Annotated in this window: 10 protein-coding genes; all 10 read left to right on the forward strand. The window is 43.3% G+C overall.

Features of this window, described 5'->3' with window-relative positions:
- The first annotated feature begins 15 nt into the window (after window positions 1-15).
- The 10 genes from PHA78_RS00980 (at window position 16) to PHA78_RS01025 (ending at window position 20,240) form a co-directional block, all read left to right on the forward strand.
- Window positions 16-882: an Rgg/GadR/MutR family transcriptional regulator gene (locus PHA78_RS00980; protein WP_024412005.1), complete on the forward strand. Its 867-nt coding sequence runs from the start codon at window positions 16-18 to the stop codon at window positions 880-882.
- Between the two features lie 270 nt (window positions 883-1,152).
- Window positions 1,153-1,734: a hypothetical protein gene (locus PHA78_RS00985; protein WP_024397995.1), complete on the forward strand. Its 582-nt coding sequence runs from the start codon at window positions 1,153-1,155 to the stop codon at window positions 1,732-1,734.
- 36 nt (window positions 1,735-1,770) lie between these two features.
- Window positions 1,771-2,874: a S8/S53 family peptidase gene (locus PHA78_RS00990; protein ID WP_073259261.1), complete on the forward strand. Its 1,104-nt coding sequence runs from the start codon at window positions 1,771-1,773 to the stop codon at window positions 2,872-2,874.
- A 306-nt stretch (window positions 2,875-3,180) separates the two neighbouring features.
- Complete coding sequence (gene tsaB, locus PHA78_RS00995; protein WP_272158335.1) at window positions 3,181-3,864, forward strand: tRNA (adenosine(37)-N6)-threonylcarbamoyltransferase complex dimerization subunit type 1 TsaB; 684 nt, start codon at window positions 3,181-3,183, stop codon at window positions 3,862-3,864.
- Entirely contained in the window at window positions 3,861-4,301 is a 441-nt protein-coding gene (rimI, locus tag PHA78_RS01000) for a ribosomal protein S18-alanine N-acetyltransferase (protein WP_272158336.1), read from the forward strand. Before tsaB ends, rimI begins: the two co-directional genes overlap by 4 nt.
- Window positions 4,291-5,298 carry a tRNA (adenosine(37)-N6)-threonylcarbamoyltransferase complex transferase subunit TsaD gene (gene tsaD, locus PHA78_RS01005; protein WP_272158337.1) on the forward strand — a complete coding sequence of 336 codons (1,008 nt, stop codon included), beginning with the start codon at window positions 4,291-4,293 and terminating at the stop codon, window positions 5,296-5,298. The genes rimI and tsaD overlap by 11 nt, the downstream gene beginning before the upstream one ends.
- A gap of 172 nt (window positions 5,299-5,470) precedes the next feature.
- On the forward strand, window positions 5,471-6,349 hold the full coding sequence (locus PHA78_RS01010) for an Rpn family recombination-promoting nuclease/putative transposase (RefSeq protein ID WP_272158339.1): 879 nt from the start codon (window positions 5,471-5,473) through the stop codon (window positions 6,347-6,349).
- Between the two features lie 159 nt (window positions 6,350-6,508).
- Window positions 6,509-6,712 carry a hypothetical protein gene (locus PHA78_RS01015; protein ID WP_272158340.1) on the forward strand — a complete coding sequence of 68 codons (204 nt, stop codon included), beginning with the start codon at window positions 6,509-6,511 and terminating at the stop codon, window positions 6,710-6,712.
- An 87-nt stretch (window positions 6,713-6,799) separates the two neighbouring features.
- Complete coding sequence (locus tag PHA78_RS01020; protein WP_272158341.1) at window positions 6,800-7,027, forward strand: hypothetical protein; 228 nt, start codon at window positions 6,800-6,802, stop codon at window positions 7,025-7,027.
- A gap of 1,447 nt (window positions 7,028-8,474) precedes the next feature.
- Window positions 8,475-20,240, forward strand: a complete 11,766-nt coding sequence (locus tag PHA78_RS01025; RefSeq protein WP_272158343.1) for a DUF1542 domain-containing protein — start codon at window positions 8,475-8,477, stop codon at window positions 20,238-20,240.
- Window positions 20,241-20,487 lie beyond the last annotated feature (247 nt).

Genomic DNA, 20,487 nt, shown 5'->3' on the forward strand with positions numbered 1-20,487 from the left:
GAAAGGGGATGAGTCATGGGTACAGTACCACAAATGAGTTTAGGCGAATTTTACAGGGAACTCCGAAATTCTCGCTTGGTTAAGCAAAAGGATGTTGTCAGAGGAGACTTTACAGCAGCACAGTTGTCACGCTTTGAATCGGGAAAATCCATGTTGGCAGCGGATAAGTTAATCGTGGCTGTCGAGGGTATTAACATGACCATGGAAGAATTTACTTACAAATACCATGGATATAAAGAAGCACCTCATATCGAGCTGGCCAATCTCATCTCAGATTTGTATTACCAGCAGGACAAAGAAGCTTTGAAAGCTTTATTAACATCAGATTTGTTAGCAGATGAAGGAGAACTTTACTCTCGGCTTAATGCTATTGTTATCAAGGTCGCTTTAGTCGCTTTAGAAGGGATAGATAATGTTGAAGAAGAAGATAGGCAATATTTGGCAGACTATCTCTTCGCTATTGAGGAGTGGACAAGTTTTGAGCTTTATCTATTTATGAATGCACAGATGTTGTTGAATAATCGGATGTTATTGTATTTTGCTCATGACTTATGTAAGGAAGAAAAATCTTTTAATAAACTTAGGAAACATCAGGAACTTATAAAATCTACGTTACTCAATACGATTTCGGAATTATTTGATAGAGGAATATACTCTCAAGTTTCCTATTACTTAGATAAAATGGAGTCTATGATTAGTTTTAAAGATACCTTTGTAAAGATAATGGCTCGCTATTATCGTCTGCTATTGGACTATATCGAAAATGGTCGTTCAGACAAAGAAAAAGAGATAATCGAAACCTACATTCAATCTATACAGGAATTGATAGATGATCAGACAGCTTCGATTATCCGGGTTCATTTTTTAAGATTTGAGTCTTAAAAATAAGAAGTTAGGAGAATGGGGACAGGATTGGATAATGGGTCAATAACGATTGGAATTGATAGCAACAAAGCGAGTACAATAATTGATATATTCTTTTTCATAGAACGCACCTCTTTTTCTTTTTAGTATAGCACAACATTTTATTTGTTAAAATGACTTACATATTTGTAAGTTTAAAAAATTGACTTACAGATTTGTAAGTGGACTTTATTTCGTTTTGAAGATGATACAATGTAGATGTACTATAAAAAAGATAGGAGTAGTCTTATGAAAAAGAAGTTCTTAGCAGTTACTATGCTGTTTTCATTGGTTTTTCCAGCTTCTTTAGTGTTTGCTGAGTCTCATGGAGACCACTCTAGTCACGGAGACCATTCTGAGGCTGTTGTTATTAGTGAAATGGCTGAAGGTCAGTTGATTGTGGAGCAACAAATAGAGGTTGCAGCACAGACGGAGCCTCTATATAGTTTTGAAGAAATCTTAGATCTACCAAATGAGGCTTTTCCGAATGCGACTCCTGATGAGGTGGAGAGTATTAAAGGTATGATTGAAGCCACTATGGATTACAATCATTCTGATATGAAGGTACCGTTATCAATGGTATATATTGATAAGACCGCAGAAAATTCAGATGCAATTCTTTCAGGCGGTGGTCTTCCATACTGTTTAGATGATAATGGTTGGGGATACCAAAATTTTATTACCTCAGATTGTAACATAGCTATGGCAGTTGTTAGCCAATGTGTTTATGAATCTATCATTAAGAATCCCAATTTGCGTTACTGTAGAGCGGATTTATATAGAAATTGTTCTCCTAGGATTGGTCACAGTCCATATTGGCATAGACATTAATAAATGTGTTTGTATAAAATTAGAAGGAGTTGCAGGTTGATTCAAAAAATACTAAGACTGTTTGGGCTTGTTAGTTGTCTTCTTGCCTTGGTTTGTGCGGTGGTATTTAGAGAGGGGCTGGTTTCCAATCCACTTGGTCAATTTTCGGGTTTTCCACTTAACCACCAGCATACAGGTTGGGGAACATCGCGTTATTATCCCAACATTGATCCGACAGCAAAGCCGACTCAGGAGGTCAGAGTTGCTATCATTGACTCTGGTATAAGGGAAGAAGCGGTAGATGAGTTTTATGTTGAGGATATGCAAGTTTTTTCCACTTCAACCTCTGTCTTTGATACCATTGGTCACGGGACAAAGATTGCCAGTATCATTGGTGCTAAGAATAATCATGTGCTAACGCTGGGATTGAGCCCGGAAGCAAGATTGTTTTCCTACAAGGTAACGGATGATGACGGGACGATAAAAAATGACTACCTTGTCAAAGCTGTTCAGCAGGCTATTGAAGATCATGTTGATGTTGTGAATCTGAGTATGGTGGTGACCAATCCAAGTAAAGAATTGGAAGATGTGGTTGAAGCCTACCTTCAACAAGGTGGCTATATGGTTGTCCCAGCTTATGATTTGAAAAAGGTAGAGGCCCTAAACCCTCTTTTGACGATTGAAGGGGTTGTCTCCGTAGGTACCTACAATGAATTTTTTACGTTATTGAATCCGCAGGAAGAGATTGCTTACTACGCACCGTACTCTCAAGAAACGCTGTCAATGGAAAACAGGATTGTACGAAGCGAGGGTTCCTCTTTTAGCACGGCCTTTGTTTCGGGGACAATTGCCCACTTGCTCTCCGTCGGACAAACCGATGCAGAAATCACCAAGCAACTAGATGACTTTTTTAGTGCACGGTCTGTGAAGAGCAAGCAGTCTCCATTGTTGGCTGGTTATGAAACGCATCAAGCTTTGGTAAATAACAGCTACACAGTGCTCTCTCTATCTCTGATAGGTCTTCTTGTTTTCCAGACAATCCTAGGGATACTCACCGCGAGAAAAGAGAGTGAGGTGCGGGGTGCTTATATGCGGTACATCGTTGTAACGGACGTGTTACTGGTTATTCTTGCCTTGTTAATTTTGCCGACTCAAATGTGAGGTGTTAGATGGAATTAATTTCAATTGTGTTCGTTGTCCTTATTGTTGGAGTTCAAGTCTATTTTTCGACAAGGTACTTTGCTAAGGCTACTTCCAAGCTACAAAAAGGATTTGTCGTCGTAACGTCCCTCTTTCAAATTGTATTTTCAATCTGGTTGATGCTGTTTGTTACACTGGGATATTTCGGTAGTATTCATTTTTGATGAGATTTTTTTGCCTCCTATACTCATAGGAGGTTTTCTATATTTGAAAAATTCCCCAAGTTAGCATACAATAGAGAGTAGCATTGTAAAGAAAGAGAAACTTATGAAAATACTAGCTTTAGACAGCTCCAACCAGGCCCTATCGGTGGCCTTGGTGGAGGACGGTCGTTTGCAGGCGGAAACCCTGCTGACCGTCAAGAAAAATCATAGTATCAGCCTCATGCCTGTGGTCGATTTTTTGGTGGCACAGGTGGGCTGGACACCCAAAGACTTGGAGCGGATTGTGGTTGCTCAGGGGCCTGGCTCCTACACGGGTCTGCGGGTGGCGGTGGCGACTGCCAAGACCCTGGCCTACACTCTCAAGATCGACTTGGTGGGGCTATCCAGTCTTCAGTCTCTGGTTCCGACCAGCCTGACGGGTCTGGTGGTGCCCCTCATCGATGCCCGCCGTAACTGCGTCTATGCAGGTGTTTATGAAAATGGCAGAGCAGCCGAGCCAGACCGCTACTGGTCTTTTGAGGACTTGCTTTCTAGCCTGTCTGGTAAGGAAAACATCACCTTTGTCGGAGAAGTAGAAAACTTTATGGAGCAAATCGAACAAGCTCTGCCAACTGCTCAGTACCAAACGAGTCAGCCGTCTGCCTATCAGCTGGCGGTGCTTGGTCAAGACTTGCCAGCAGTAGATGTCACTAGCTTTGAGCCCAACTATCTCAAACGAGTCGAGGCAGAGGAAAACTGGCTCAAGGACAACCAAGCTGGCTCAGAAAGTTATATCAAGCGTGTATGATAGAGATTAAACACTACGATGGTCAGGAAAATCTGGCAGAGGCTGTTTTGACAGTTATGCAGTCGGTTTATGAGCAGTCTCCATGGACCTTGGAGCAGATTGCCTCCAGTATGGCTAGTCAGGATGAGGATTACTATTTGGCTTATAAAGGTCAGGAATTAGTCGGATTTTTGGCTGTGCAGACGGTGCTGGATGAAATGGAAATCTTGCAGATTGCTGTTAGGGCTGATTTTCAGAGGTTGGGAATCGCCAGTCAGCTGATGGCTGCTGTGATGGACTGGGAGGGGGACATTTTCCTCGAAGTGAGGGAGTCCAATAGTGCAGCTCAAGCCCTCTATGCACGCCAGCATTTTACCAAAATAGGAAAACGAAAAGACTACTACCGCCATCCTGTCGAGGACGCGGTGCTAATGAAGAGAGAACGTGATGAAAGATAGATTGATTTTGGCGATTGAGACCTCCTGTGACGAGACTTCGGTGGCTGTTTTGCGCAATGAGGCGGAGCTTTTATCCAATGTCATTGCCAGCCAGATTGCCAGCCACCAGCGGTTTGGTGGGGTGGTGCCTGAAGTGGCCAGCCGTCACCATGTGGAAGTGATTACGGCCTGTATCGAGGAGGCCTTGTTGGAGGCGGAAGTGATGGCAGAGGACTTGACGGCTGTGGCTGTGACCTATGGGCCAGGCTTGGTCGGTGCCTTGCTGGTCGGTATTTCGGCAGCCAAGGCCTTTGCCTGGGCTAATGGCTTACCACTCATTCCTGTCAACCACATGGCAGGGCATTTGATGGCGGCGCGTGCGGTCAAGGAGTTGGAGTTTCCCCTCTTGGCCCTCTTGGTCAGCGGTGGACACACGGAATTGGTCTATGTGTCAGAGGCGGGTGACTACAAGATTGTCGGTGAAACGCGAGATGATGCGGTCGGTGAGGCCTACGATAAGGTGGGGCGGGTCATGGGTCTGCCCTACCCAGCTGGTCGGGTCATTGATGAGTTGGCACATGAGGGTCAGGACATTTATGACTTCCCTCGGGCTATGATTAAGGAGGATAATCTGGAATTTTCTTTTTCTGGACTCAAATCTGCCTTTATCAATCTCTACCACAATGCCCAGCAAAAAGGGGAAAACTTGTCCAATGCGGATTTGTCAGCCTCTTTCCAAGCCTGTGTCATGGACATTCTCATGGCTAAGACCAAGAAGGCCTTGGAGCAATACCCTGTCAAGACCTTGGTCGTAGCGGGTGGTGTGGCAGCTAATCAGGGCTTACGAGAGCGGTTGGCGGCTGAAATCACCGATGTGGAGGTCATCATTCCCCCGCTTCGCCTCTGCGGTGACAATGCAGGGATGATTGCCTTGGCAGCCGTTAGCGAATATAACAAGGAAAATATTGCTGGCTGGGACCTCAATGCCAAGCCTAGTCTGGCTTTTGAGAATTTGTAAAGAAAATTTTATACGTACCTAGAAACGAACTCATCACATTTTGTGGTGGGTTACTTTTTTCATTTGTGGTATACTATATATAGAAAAGTTTTTCATTTGATTTCGAATAAAATAAGTAGAACCCCAAAAAACTGGTTCCAACATGAAAAATCAAATGAAAGGATGTGGGATATTGAGACATACCCTACTAAGACCAACGCAAGACACGGTTGCCAAGAAAATTTTTCAAAACACGGAAGTGACCAAGGCTTTTATTTCAGATATTTTGGACCTGCCTGTTCTAGAAGTAGAACTTCTTGACGGCTACCAGATTCGTCTGCCCAATGATGACTTGCCTAAAGGTTTTTACACGGTGACGGACATTTTAGTCAAATTGGACGATGGCACACAAGTTGTCATTGAAATCCAGATTGCCAAGCAAAAGACCTTTGTCAATCGCTTGTGGGCCTACATCTGTACGCAGGTGCATGATAACGTTGAAAAAATTCGGCAAGAATACGGTCACACCCACTTCACACATGAGAGGATTTATCCTGTTTACGGTATCGCTCTCTTGGAGAAAAATTATTTTGATGACGATAAGCCCTTCCACGTCTTTAGCCTGCGTGAAGAAGAGACCGATGAAGAGCTGACAGTCAAACCCAAAACCAGCTCCAAGCACCACAGCCTCTTGAAAATGGCTTTTCTGGAGTTGGAAAAATACCAACCCGAAACCATTTCCGATTACGATGTTAAAAAATGGTTCGAATTTTTCGGCAATCGTGACTTTACCATTCAACCTGACAAGATTATTTCCCAGGCAGAACACGCCTTAGATTTTACAAGCTGGACAAAGGAGGAAAAAGACATGTGGGATAGACAAATCGATAGCCTTGAAGTTAGCTACGCTACCTTGGTGACTGCACAGGAGGAGGCACGTGAAGAAGTTCAAATCACCTCTGCGCGTAATTTCTTGAGGTCTGGTTTTCCAGCGGACGCAATAGCTGAAAATCTGAACCTCCCTCTCGAGCGAGTTCTCCAACTTCAAAGTGAGTTGAACGCAAATAGCTAACATCTGCCCTCCATATAGCCCGAAACCATTTCCGACTACGATGTCAAAAAATGGTTCGAATTTTTCGGCAATCGTGACTTTACCATTCAACCTGACAAGATCATATCTCAGGCAGAACACGCCTTAGACTTTACAAGCTGGACAAAGGAGGAAAAAGACATGTGGGATAGACAAATCGATAGCCTTGAAGTTAGCTATGCTACCTTGGTGACTGCACAGGAGGAGGCACGTGAAGAAGTTCAAATCACCTCTGCCCGTAATTTCTTGTTAGCTGGAGTTGATATTGATATCATATCGAACAGCTTAAACCTTCCTCTCGAGCGAGTTCTCCAACTTCAAAGTGAGTTGAATGCCAATACATGATACGACTTTACCATTCAACCTGACAAGATCATATCTCAGGCTGAACATGCCCTAGATTTTACAACTTGGACAAAGGAGGAAAAAGATATGTGGGATAGACAAATCGATAGCCTTGAGGTTAGTTACGCTACCTTGATGACTGCCAAGGAAGACGGATTTGAAGAAGGGCTGGAGCGAGGACGTGAAGAAGTTCAAATCACCTCTGCCCGTAATTTCTTGAGGTCTGGTTTTCCAGCGGATGTAATAGCTGAAAATCTAAACCTTCCTCTCGAACGTGTTCTCCAACTTCAAAATGAGTTGAATGCCAATACCTGATGTGACTTTACCATTCAACCCGATAAGATTATCGCCCAGGCTGAAATTTATAAAACCTACCAAAGCCCTCTGGATATGCTCATTCGAGGGTTTTCTTGTGCCTTGTACTATAGTAAATTGAATAAAAAACGGGACAGGTTCAAGTTTATCAGCTTGAGGACTCTAAAGCTATTTTGAGATTGAGCTACTGATACAATAACCCAAAACTGTCCTACTCTTGATTCAAATTGCTATACAAGAGAACTAAACAATTGATATAAGGGGAAAAGTTTCGTCCAGCCCAAAAACATAAAAATATAACAAACTCTATCTCTTTACACAACAATATCCATGTAACACCCCCTCGCTTACAGCCTGACAAGTCTATAGTCGCCAAGGTTCAACTTCATCAACATGAATAAATGTGTGCAAACTAGGTTATGGCACCGATATAAAACCAGCACTCCCCTCCTCTCTTTGCATAAATATACAAGTCCCATCATTCGCATTTGTTAGAAAAATATACAAAATAACCTGAAAAAATATTCGGGAAACGCAACGAGCAATATGAAAAATCCAAAGCAAGTATTTCAGCAAATACCATGAAAACGCACCCAAAAAACCTAGCCGAATCCCGACGAGGCTGGGCAGAAAGCCCAGCACCCCTTCTCAGAGTTCGTGTCAACATCTCAGCGCAGTGGTTGATTGGCTTTAACAGTCTGGGAGACTGTTAAAGGTAGGAGATAAGATTTGCAAAGCAAATCTCAGCAGTTCGTTTTTTACACTCCAAATCTGGCCTATACGACTGATGCGAATAGAGTTCGCTTCATTTCCAACCTCAAACTGTCTCCCAGACAGTTTGAGCTATACGGGGGTGGGAGTTTAAAAGGTCTGGGAGACCTTTTAAAGTGGGAGATATAAGCTGACGGCAGTCAGCTCACATAAATTGATGTCTGGGGATAGACTGTTTCAGCTCAACAACTGGAAATAAGGACTTGTTGACGAACTCTTTTTAGACTGGTCGAGTTCTTTCCCACTCCCAAAAATATGAAAAATGAGAAAATTTTCATATTTTATACAGTTTTTTAGAAAAAAATTTATGCTATAATTAGTTTGAGGAGTCACTCATAACTAAATGAAAAAAACTATGAAAATAAATCAAAAAAATGCATGTAATAAGAAAATGCTTACATGCATTTTCTTCATGCGTATAGCGTGAATACCAAGCGTTTTTCTTGCTTTTTAAGAAACAATAGTGCTATAATTTAAATAACGTACTTATGTAGATTTTTCGGAGCTTTTGCGCCAATATACGTTACCCTATGTTCAGAAATGAGCTAATCACAAGCGATACTTCTTTCCTATTTTTTTAAAGCAGGGGGGGGGGTATTTTTGTGTGTAAGCAAGCGATAAAAAGGTCTATGTTAGTGACTATGGCATAAGCCAGCATAATTATAGGAGGATTTTCATGTCTAGTAAAGATATGTTTAGAAAAGAACAACGTTTTTCTTTTCGTAAATTTAGCTTTGGTCTAGCTTCAGCGGTCATTGCCAACGTTATTTTCGGTGGAGCAATCGCAAACACCCCAGTTGTACATGCCAACACAACAACTGAAACAGCTACAGTCGCAACAAGCGAGCGGTTAGCCTCAGTGTCCTACACAGTAAATGTGGTGGATCAAGCAGGCACAGTTATCAATACGCAAACAAAAAATGTTTCAGTTCAAACAACAGAAGCAACAGCCGTAGCAACCGCTAATTTGACAACTGATCTTGTCCCAGAAGGGTATGCACTTGTATCAGGTTTGGGTCAAGTAACAGTTACTGAAAATGCTGAAAATGTATTTACAGTTGTCGTTGAGAAAGCAACGTCAGAAGTAGCATCAACTGAGGATTCGGCAGCAGTTTCAGCATCTGAAACCTCGACGACGGCAGCAACTTCAGAAGAGACATCAACAGCGACTTCTGAAACAGTAAGCTCAACAACTGTAGCAGCATCTGAAACTTCAACAAAAGCAACTTCTGAAGTAGCGAATACTGCTGCGGTTGCTGTAGCAGCCGCTGAGACAGTTTCTAACAAAACAGAACGTACAGCCTACCTTAGCTACATCACGCATTACGTCAATGAAGCAAACGAAACTGTTGACAGAACAGGTCACCTTGTAGCTGTAACAACGACTGATGATACTGCTAAAAAACAAGTAACAGTTTCTGCATCTGAGAATATGCCTTCTGGTTACGAATTGGCTCAAGATAAGGCAGAAGTTGTTATTCAATTGGTTGAAAACCAAACAAATGTTTTGGTATTTGCTGTTACCAAAAAATCTAAAGAAGAAGAAGTTGCCGAATCACAATTGGCTAATAAAGATGTATTAGAGCAAGTATTGTCAGAAGGAGTTCTTCTTTCAAATGATGCGACTCGTTTACTAGAGACTAGTCAAGCAGGTAATACTGGACTTGAAGTTGCAACCAACAATACGAAAGCAGTTTTAAAAGAGGCTATCCAAGTTTTTGATGAGCCAACTTCTACTCAAGAACAAGTTGATGCACAAACTGAACTGGTGCGTGCTGCTTCAAAAACACTTGCTGATGAATTGTTGAAATTCGATGAAGACGGTGTCTTGACTGCCATGTTGGATGCGACTCAAGGTATTACAATCACTACGTCAAGTAAAGGTGCAGTTCGGCCAGATTATCCAAATCATATCCGTGCTTATGCAACCGACAGAGGTCAACAAGTTTACAATGAACAAGATTTCTTCTTTGGTTTGATTGGCAAGGAGTTAACTCAAGATAACAGCCAAATACGTGCAACAGCGCAAGCTTCGGATGCCTCAACTCCAACCATTTCAATCTTGGGTGGTGGAGGAGAACCAATCAATGGTATACAAAACTTTGGACTTCGAGACAATGGTTCTGGTGTTCTATACGGAACAACCACTATCTCGGATGCAGGTAATGCCTTTTCATGGCAGTTCAAAGCTAGCAGTGGTAGTAATACAGCAGCATCAAAGTTCACCTTTGTACCATATACAGTTGTAAAAACAGATGAGGAGCCAGTTCGTAAAGCAGTTTCGGCGGGAGTGACTGCTGATGAAATCCTTGCAAAAGTTAAGTCAGATGTGACACGTGGAAACGACACAAGCTCTACTACCGAAGCTACTGCAGGTCCTTTGAATATTGCCTTTGAGCAACATTTCAACGAAAATCTAACTGCTCGTGCAACTGGCACTTCTACTACCGTTGCAGCTGATGCTAAGACTGGCAAACAGATCTGGCATGAAATCAAAGAATATGTCAAAGTTGCTGAAGCTGACGGTACTGCTGTTTCAGGTACTGCGGTTACAGGCTCTCTTCCTACAGAAGCAGGGACATATAATGTGACTGTTCTTTCAACAAACGTTCATGGCCAAACGATTGAGAATACTGTTAAAGTCGTTCTTAATGCTGCACCAACAATCACTGCGTCAGGAACAGGTTTGACTAATCCATTCAATACCACCAATCCAGAACGTAAGATTGTTTACATCTTCGGTATAACAGTAGGGACGACCGAGGCGGTAACGGTTGCTGAAGTTAAAAATGGTGACGAGATTCTTACAGCTGAAAAAGCAGAAACAGCTAAGGCACCAATTTTTGACAGTACTATTGCGAAACCAGTTGCTACCATCACAGATCCAGATAGCACAAGCATCAAAGTGAACTATGGAGATGGTGCACCACTTAGCCGATTAAATAACCTCGGTTCTAAAATGGTGGCAACGGCAGCTGATGGTACTGTATTGAAGGCAACTGATGGTACCTTTACGAACGTAACCGTAACCAATGGTACTGCCAATATTTATCTAGGCGGTACTTATGATGACAAACCTGGTGGTAAGTATACCCGTCAGTTTATCATATCAGATGAATCAGGTACAGAAGTTAAAGGGGATCCTTTCTACACAGTATCGTATACGGATAAATTGGTAGACGACCAACCTATTGCTAAGAATCAAGATGTTGCATTGACAGACACAGAAGTTTTTGCTAAGTTGACCCTTGACGCTCAATCAGGTGGGTTCAGTGATACAAACCCTAATCTTACAGTTCCTGTAAGTGAAGTAACTCGTACCATTGTAGGATACCGTACTGCGGATGGTGTATATACTGAACAAACTGACCTTGCACAATTCCCGAAAGATAAGGATTTTGAAGTTAAAGTTAAAACAACTAACGTTTACGGTCAGACTATCTATAACTGGGTAAAAGTTGATTACAACTTGAAACCAAAAGTTGAAATTGTTGATGCAGTTGAAGGCACACAAAAGACTGTTTATGTCTTCTCTAAAAATAGTGGTACAACTGAGGATAGTACAGGTGCAACCGGAACGAATGTAGCATTCGAAAGAGCTAAGGCTACAAAAGCTGTTGTAAACATAACGGATGATGGGCAAGTCAGAACAATCGTTTACAACGATGGTAAACATGACACGGCCGATATGCTTGAAAAAGGTGTAACTCCTGCAACTCTAGTTGGTACTGACGGCTACTTTGAAGGAAGTGTTGCAGCTCCTGCAGGTACTAATGCAACTCGTTTATTGAAAGTGACTGATGATAAAGGACTCGTAGGACAAAGTCCAACATTCAGAGTGTATGCTTTCTCAGATACTGTCCCAGCTAATGTAACTGTTAGATTAGCCAAAGGAACTCGTCCAGCCTTGGAAGAAATTACAGGGAAGATGGTCATTGACAGCAACAGTGGCTATCCAAATAACGCTAAGGTAGAAATTCCAAAGGATGCTTATACCCGTACAGTTGTTGGTTACCGTTTAGACGGCTCTCAAGATACAGTAGCTGTTGACTCAGTAGCAGGATTGCCAACTGAAGGTTCATACCAAGTTCGTGTAAAAACAAGTAACGCCTATGGTCAGGAAATTTATAACTGGGTTCCTGTAAGCCACTATAAGCTGGAAGAGGTTTCTCGTGATACTGTCACTAAATACACAGATTTCCAAGCTCCAATTCATGCCATTATTGAGCTTGGTTCGTCAGGCACTGTTGGAACAGTTAAACTTGAGGGAGATCTGCCAGAAGACTTCAATATTGCCAACTTCAACCTTAAAGCAGGCGAAGCTGATAAACTCGCTGAGCGTAACCTTGAGTTTGTAAAAGCAGGTAGCCTTGGTACAGATGGTACTGTAGGTACTATCCAAACCAAAAACGGTGGTAAGGTTGAGTACACTGGTTCAGGTAACCTAGACTATGTCTTCGAATATACTTACCAAGTAAATAATACGGATAAGACCTCAAACCTAAAATACACTATCTTGTACACAGATACTCAGAAACCGATTATGACTCCTAAGTCAGAGTATATCCGCTTTGTTGATGAAGAGTACAAGATTAGCGTTCCAGGTACAGATAATGCCTTCCTCAACACAGGTAAAATCAATGGTAGCCTTTCAGTTCTTAAAGATGGCGAAACAGGGAAAGTATCGCCAGGTCTAGGTACAAACACCGCTATCGCTTCTGAATTGGATCCAAAAGGAGTTGATGTTTCTGGAGGCGTTGACAACCAAGGTGGTAACTCAACCATGTTCAACGTTAACATCACAGGAACTGCTCCATCAGCAGAAGGTACAGGCACATATAACCTTCGTGTCGGTGAAAACAACTACCCTGCGGGTCCAAATGTAGAACGTGTTGATGGTAAAGTACCAGAAAACGTTGGCTTGACACCTGTAACAGTGACCTTTGTCAAACGTGCTGCAATGACAACTCCAGTTGCAGTTGTAGACCCAGCAAACTTGACAGCAGATGAAAAAGCAGCTGTTATCGCTCAACTCAAGAAAGACAACGCAGACAACGAGAAATTGAATGCTTTGCCAGATACAGCATTCACAGTAAACGCTGATGGTACTGTATCAGTTGATTACAGTGCTGGTAATACAGGTGTTGACGCTGTGACAGACAAGGTTGCTAATGCAACTGTCAAATTGGCAGATGAACAGAAGAAAGCAAAAGATGCCATCGACACGAAATTAGCAGAAGAAAAAGCAGCTATCGAAGCAAAACGTGATGCAGCAATTGCTGAAATTAACAACACGCCTGGATTGACAGACGACCAGAAGAAAGCTGCGACAGATGCCGTTACAAATACTGCTAATGATGCCTTGACTGACTTGCAAACTGCTGCTGACGATGCTAAGAAAGCTATCGACACTAAGACAACGGTTGCAGGCATCAACGATGCTAAGACAGCAGGCGAAAAAGCCTTGGACGACGCAACAGCAACAGGCGAAGCAGCTATCGATTTGACTAAGGATAAAGAACTCGCTAAAGCGGATGTTGATAACCAAGCAAAAGCCGCTATCGAAGCAGTCAAGAACAATCCAAACTTGGATGCGACCGAGCAAGCTCCATACATCGAAGCGATTGAGGATGCAGCAAAAGAACAAAAAGCCGCTATCGACGCAGCGAAAGACACTGCAGGTATTACAGACGCAGTCAATGCAGCTGAAAAAGTAAACGAAGAGCAAAAACTTGCCGCAGCTAAGGAAGATGCTAAGGATAAGATTGCCGAAGAAGCCGCAGCAGCTAAAGACGCGATTGACAAGGATCCAAACTTGTCAGATGCAGAGAAGACTGCAGCTAAAAATGCGGTAGATACAGAAGTAGCTAAAGCAAACGACGCTATCGACAAGGCAAAAACTCCAGCTGAAGCACAAACAGCAGAAGATAACGGTGTCAAAGCTATTGATGCTGAAGAACTTGCAGCAGCTAAGCAAGATGCGAAGAACAAGATTGCAAAAGATGTAGAAGCAGCAAAAGAAGCGATTGACAAGGATCCAAACTTGTCAGAAGATGAGAAAAAAGGCTTCAAAGATGCGGTAGATACAGAAGCAGCAAAAGCAGTTGCGGACATTGAAAAAGCAACAACACCAGCTGACGCTCAAACAGCAGAAGAAGCTGGTACGGCAGCTATCGCAGAAGATGTTCTTGACGCAGCTAAACTAGATGCTAAGAACAAGATTGCCAAAGATGTTGCAGCAGCTAAAGATGCGATTGATAAGAATCCAAACTTGTCAGATACAGAGAAACAAGGCTTCAAAGATGCAGTAGATACAGAAGCAGAAAAAGCTAACCAAGCTATCGATGCAGCAACAACACCAGAAGCCGCTCAAGCAGCAGAAGAAGCTGGTACGAAAGCTATCGCCGCAGATGTTCTTGACGCAGCTAAATTGGATGCTAAGAACAAGATTGCCAAAGACTTGGCAACTGTAGAAGCAGCTATCGATGCAAACTCAAACTTGACAAAAGAAGAGAAAGATGCAGCGAAACTTGCAGCTCAAGCTAAGGCAGCAGAAGCAGTTGCGAACATCGAAAAAGCAACGACTCCAGCAGCAGTTCAAACCTTAGAAGATGCAGCTGTGAAAGACCTTGCAAACATCGAGATTAAAGCGGCTTACGACGACGCAGTGAAAGCGATCGAAGCAGCGGACAACTTGTCAACAGCAGCTAAAACACAAGCCCTTGAAGACTTGAAGAAAGCTCGTCAAGCAGCAGAAGAAGTTGTGAAGAATGCAACAACAGCTGATGAAGTTGCCAAAGGTGCACTTGATGGCTTGAAATCGATTGCTACAGTTGAAGCAACAGCAGCAGCCGACGATGCAAAAGAAGCTATTGCTAAAAATTCAAACTTGACAGCCGATGAGAAGAAAGTCTACACAGATGCCATCGATGCAGCTTTGAAAGCAACAGAAGCTAAGATTAAAGATGCAACAGATGCAGACACTGTTGATGCTGAAACAGTCCTTGCTCAAAAAGAAATCGCTAAGCAAGAAGTAGCAGCAGCTACAGCAGATGCTGTGGAAGGTATCGAAGCAAATGCTAACTTGACACCAGAAGAGAAAGCAGAATACAAAGCAAACGTTGCTAAGGCAGCAGCAGACGCTGAAAAAGCTATCACAGATGCAACAACAGCTGCTGACATTCAAAGCAAGACCTTCGATGCGACTCAAGCAGCCGCTAAAGAAGAAGTCAAAGCTGACGCAGCTGATGCAATCGCAGGTATCAAGGCCAACGACAACTTGTCAGAGACTGCCAAAGATGAAGCAATTGCAGCCATTGAGGAAGCAAGAAAGACCACTCTTGAAAATATCGAAAACGCGAAAACAGCAGCAGAAGTAGATACAGCGACACTTGACGCTGAAAAAGCAAATGCTAAAGCAGAAATCAAGGCAGCAGCCGATGATGCTAAGAAAGCAATCGACGAAAACGCAAACTTGCCTGCATCTGATAAGAACGCTCTTAAATTAGCGATTGATGCAGAAGTTGCAGCAACAAACCTTGAGATTGACAATGCTAAGACAGCAGAAGAAATCGACGCAGCAACTCTTGCAACAGAAAAATCAATTGCTAAGGCAGAAGTCAAAGCCGCTGCAGAAGATGCATTGCAAGCTATCGATGAAAATGCTAACTTGACAGACGATGAGAAAGCAAAAGCGAAAGCAGATGTCTACGTTGAATTGAGCAAGGCTGAAAAAGCAATCGATAAAGCAACCACAGCGGATGCTATCGACAACGCAACTCTTGTAGGTGAAAAAGCATTCGCTACTGCAGAACTTGAAGCAGCAGCCGACGATGCTAAGAAAGCCATCGATGCCAACACTCACTTGACAGACGACCAGAAGCAAGCTGCTAAGGATGCAGTCGATGCTGAATTGGCAAAAGCTAAGGAAGCCGTTGTAGCAGCGAAAACAGCTGATGAAGTAGATGCAGCTACACTTGTAGGTGAAAAAGCAGTTGCTAAAGAAGAAATCAAGGCAGCCGCAGACGATGCTAAGAAAGCTATCGATGCTAACAGCAACTTGACAGACGACGAGAAAGCAGCCGCTAAGGCAGCTGTAGATACTGAAGTAGCGAAAGCTAACGAAGCTATCGACAAGGCAGCAACAGCCGATGCAGTAGACACAGCTACACTCGTAGGTGAGAAAGCAGTCGCTAAAGAAGAACTTAAAGCGGCAGCAGAAGATGCTAAGAAAGCTATCGACGCAAACGCAAACTTGACACCAGAAGAAAAAGCAGCAGCTAAGAAAGCCGTAGATGATGAAGTTGCTAAGGCAGAAAAAGCCATCGACGCAGCAACCAAAGCTGACGAAGTAGATGCCGCAACTCTTGTAGGTGAAAAAGCAGTCGCTAAAGAAGAAGTCAAAGCGGCAGCAGAAGATGCTAAGAAAGCCATCGACGCAAACGCAAACTTGCCTGAGTCTGAGAAGACTGCTCTTAAATTAGCGATTGATGCAGAAGTTGCAGCAACAAACCTTGAGATTGACAATGCTAAGACAGCAGAAGAAATCGATGCAGCAACTCTTGCAACAGAAAAATCAATTGCTAAGGCAGAAGTTAAAGCCGCTGCAGAAGATGCATTGCAAGCTATTGATGAAAATGCTAACTTGACAGACGATGAGAAAGCAGCAGCGAAAGCAGATGTCTACGTTGAATTGAGCAAGGCTGAAAAAGCAATCGATAAAGCAACTACAGCAGATGCTATCGACAATGCAACGCTTGTAGGTGAAAAAGCATTCGCTAAGGAAGAACTTGAAGCCGCAGCTGACGATGCGAAAGCAGCCATCGATGCCAACGACAACTTGACACCAGAAGAGAAAGCAGTCGCTAAGGCAGCAGTAGATGCAGAAGTAGCTAAAGCTAACGAAGCTATCGATGCAGCAACTAAAGCAGACGAAGTTGAGACAGCAACTCTTGTAGGTGAGAAAGCAGTCGCTAAAGAAGAACTTAAAGCGGCAGCAGAAGATGCTAAGAAAGCCATCGACGCCAACGACAACTTGACACCAGAAGAGAAAGCAGCCGCTAAAGATGCAGTAGATGCAGAAGTAGCTAAAGCTAACGAAGCAATCGACAAGGCAGCAACCGCGGATGCAGTAGATACAGCAACTCTTGCAGGTGAGAAAGCAGTTGCTAAGGAAGAAGTCAAGGCAGCAGCAGAAGATGCTAAGAAAGCAATTGACGCCAACGACAACTTGACACCAGAAGAGAAAGCAGCAGCTACGAAAGCCGTAGATGCAGAAGTAGCGAAAGCTAACGAAGCAATTGATGCAGCAACTAAAGCAGACGAAGTTGAGACAGCAACTCTTGTAGGTGAGAAAGCAGTCGCTAAAGAAGAACTTAAAGCGGCAGCAGAAGATGCGAAAGTAGCAATCGATGCCAACGACAACTTGACAGATGCTGAGAAAGCAGCCGCTAAAGATGCAGTAGATGCAGAAGTAGCGAAAGCTAACGAAGCTATCGACAAGGCAGCAACCGCAGATGCAGTAGACGCAGCAACTCTTGTAGGTGAAAAAGCAGTCGCTAAGGAAGAGCTTAAAGCGGCAGCAGAAGATGCTAAGAAAGCCATCGATGCTAACGACAACTTGACAGATGCGGAGAAACAAGCGGCTAAAGATGCCGTAGATGCAGAAGTAGCTAAAGCTAACGACGCAATCGATGCAGCAACTAAAGCAGACGAAGTTGAGACAGCAACTCTTGTAGGTGAGAAAGCAGTTGCTAAAGAAGAACTTAAATCGGCAGCAGAAGATGCGAAAGTAGCAATCGATGCTAACGACAACTTGACAGACGCTGAGAAACAAGCGGCTAAAGATGCCGTAGATGCAGAAGTAGCGAAAGCTAACGACGCCATCGACGCAGCAACTAAAGCAGACGAAGTAGATGCCGCAACTCTTGCAGGTGAGAAAGCAGTCGCTAAGGAAGAACTTAAGGCAGCAGCAGAAGATGCTAAGAAAGCTATCGATGCCAACGACAACTTGACACCAGAAGAGAAAGCAGCCGCTAAAGATGCCGTAGATGCAGAAGTAGCAAAAGCTAACGACGCAATCGACGCAGCAACTAAAGCAGACGAAGTTGAGACAGCAACTCTTGCAGGTGAGAAAGCAGTCGCTAAAGAAGAACTTAAAGCGGCAGCAGAAGATGCTAAGAAAGCAATTGATGCAAACGACAACTTGACACCAGAAGAGAAAGCAGCAGCTAAAGAAGCAGTAGATGCAGAAGTAGCAAAAGCTAACGACGCCATCGATGCAGCAACTAAAGCAGACGAAGTTGACGCAGCAACTCTTGCAGGTGAGAAAGCAGTCGCTAAGGAAGAACTTAAAGCGGCAGCGGACGATGCGAAAGCAGCTATCGACGCAAATGACAACTTGACAGATGCTGAGAAACAAGCAGCTAAAGATGCCGTAGATGCAGAAGTAGCAAAAGCTAACGAAGCTATCGATGCAGCAACTAAGGCAGACGAAGTAGATGCAGCAACTCTTGTAGGTGAGAAAGCAGTCGCTAAGGAAGAACTTAAGGCAGCAGCAGAAGATGCTAAGAAAGCCATCGAAGCTAACGACAACTTGACAGACGCTGAGAAACAAGCAGCTAAAGATGCAGTAGATTCAGAAGTAGCGAAAGCTAACGACGCCATCGATGCCGCAACTAAAGCTGATGAAGTTGGCGCAGCAACTCTTGCAGGTGAGAAAGCGGTCGCTAAAGAAGAACTTAAAGCTGCAGCAGAAGATGCGAAAGCAGCCATCGAAGCTAACGACAACTTGACAGATGCTGAGAAACAAGCGGCTAAAGATGCAGTAGATGCAGAAGTAGCGAAAGCTAACGACGCCATCGATGCCGCAACTAAAGCTGATGAAGTTGGCGCAGCAACTCTTGCAGGTGAGAAAGCAGTCGCTAAAGAAGAACTTAAAGCGGCAGCAGAAGATGCGAAAGCAGCTATCGATGCTAACGACAACTTGACACCAGAAGAGAAAGCAGCCGCTAAGGCAGCAGTAGATGCAGAAGTAGCGAAAGCTAATGACGCAATCGACGCAGCAACTAAAGCAGACGAAGTAGATGCCGCAACTCTTGCAGGTGAGAAAGCAGTCGCTAAAGAAGAACTTAAAGCGGCAGCAGAAGATGCTAAGAAAGCTATCGATGCCAACGACAGCTTGACAGACGCTGAGAAACAAGCAGCTAAAGATGCCGTAGATGCAGAAGTAGCTAAGGCAGAAGAAGCCATCGATGCAGCAACATCAGCAGAAGAAGTTGAGACAGCAACTCTTGCAGGTGAGAAAGCAGTCGCTAAAGAAGAACTTAAAGCGGCAGTAGAAGATGCTAAGAAAGCCATCGATGCAAATCCAAACTTGTCAGATGCAGAGAAACAAGCAGCTAAAGATGCAGTAGATGCATCAGCAGCAGCGGCAAATAAAGCAATTGACGGTTCAACATCTTCAGTTGAAGTTCAAGCTGCTAAAGGTAAGGGCAACGCTGCTATTGCAGAAAATGTTCTTGATGCAGCTAAGCAAGGTGCTAAGAACAAGCTTATGGAAGAAGCAGATAAAGCGAAAGCAGCAATCGATGCTAACGACAACTTGACACCAGAAGAGAAAGTAGCAGCTAAGGCTGAAATCGATAAAGCTGTTGAAGAAGCAATTATTGCTATCAATGGTGCTGGAACTCATCATGCATTGGGTGAAATCAAACTTCCACTTTCAGCTCTTATCAAACCAGTTGTAACAGTAACACCAGTACTTGATCCAAACAACTTGACTGAAGAAGAAATTGCTCGCATCAAGGCTCTCCTTGAAGAGAACAATACATTCCCAGAAGGAACTGAGATCATCGTTTCTAAAGGTGCTTCTGTGTCAATCAAGTATCCAGATGGTACTATCGACTTGATATTGCCAGCAGAGATTGTGAAACAGGCAGATACAACTGCTCCTGCGATTACAGACGATGCTAAAGGTAATATTGTAGTTGCTCCAACTAAAGAGGCTGTTGAATTTGTTGTTACCTACGTAGATAACAATGGTAAGGCTCAACTTGTTGTTGTTACTAAGGGTGCAGATGGTAAATGGACAACAACTGCTAAAGCTGTGATTGTAGATCCTGTTACTGGTCAAGTTATCATTCCAGGTTCTGCTATCAAGCCAGGAACAGTTGTGACAGCTTACTCTAAAGATATGGCTGGAAATGTTTCAGACTTGAATTCGGCAGAAGTTGAAGCAGTAGATGCAAATAATCCTGCAGCAGGAGTGAAAGTGAAATCAGTTACTTCTACTTCAAATGCCAACAAGTCAACTAAGAAAGCTAAGCAATTGCCAAATACAGGTGAAAAAGCAACTTCAGCAACTTCACTTGGATTAGCAGTTCTTGGAATGGGATTAGCACTTTTCGCAGCAAAGAGAAAAAAAGACGAAGAAGAAGCTTAAAATAAGCCATTCATCGGAAACTCTTTGAGAAGAAACGAGCTTTTCTCGAAAAGTTGAGTACAGATGGATATCTCTTGGTAAGTCATCCATCTGTACAGTTCAAAATAAAAAGGATCTAAGGTCATTAGACTTTAGGTCCTTTTGTTGTTGGGAAATGGTTGAAAATCAGTGGTCATTATGAGAGAATAGAAAAATATAGTCGAATGAATTAGCTTTCAGACAAGGAACTGAGGTGCAGGCTGTACTA

The organism is Streptococcus sp. HN38 (assembly GCF_028335765.1).
Classification (GTDB): Bacteria; Bacillota; Bacilli; order Lactobacillales; family Streptococcaceae; genus Streptococcus; species Streptococcus suis_P.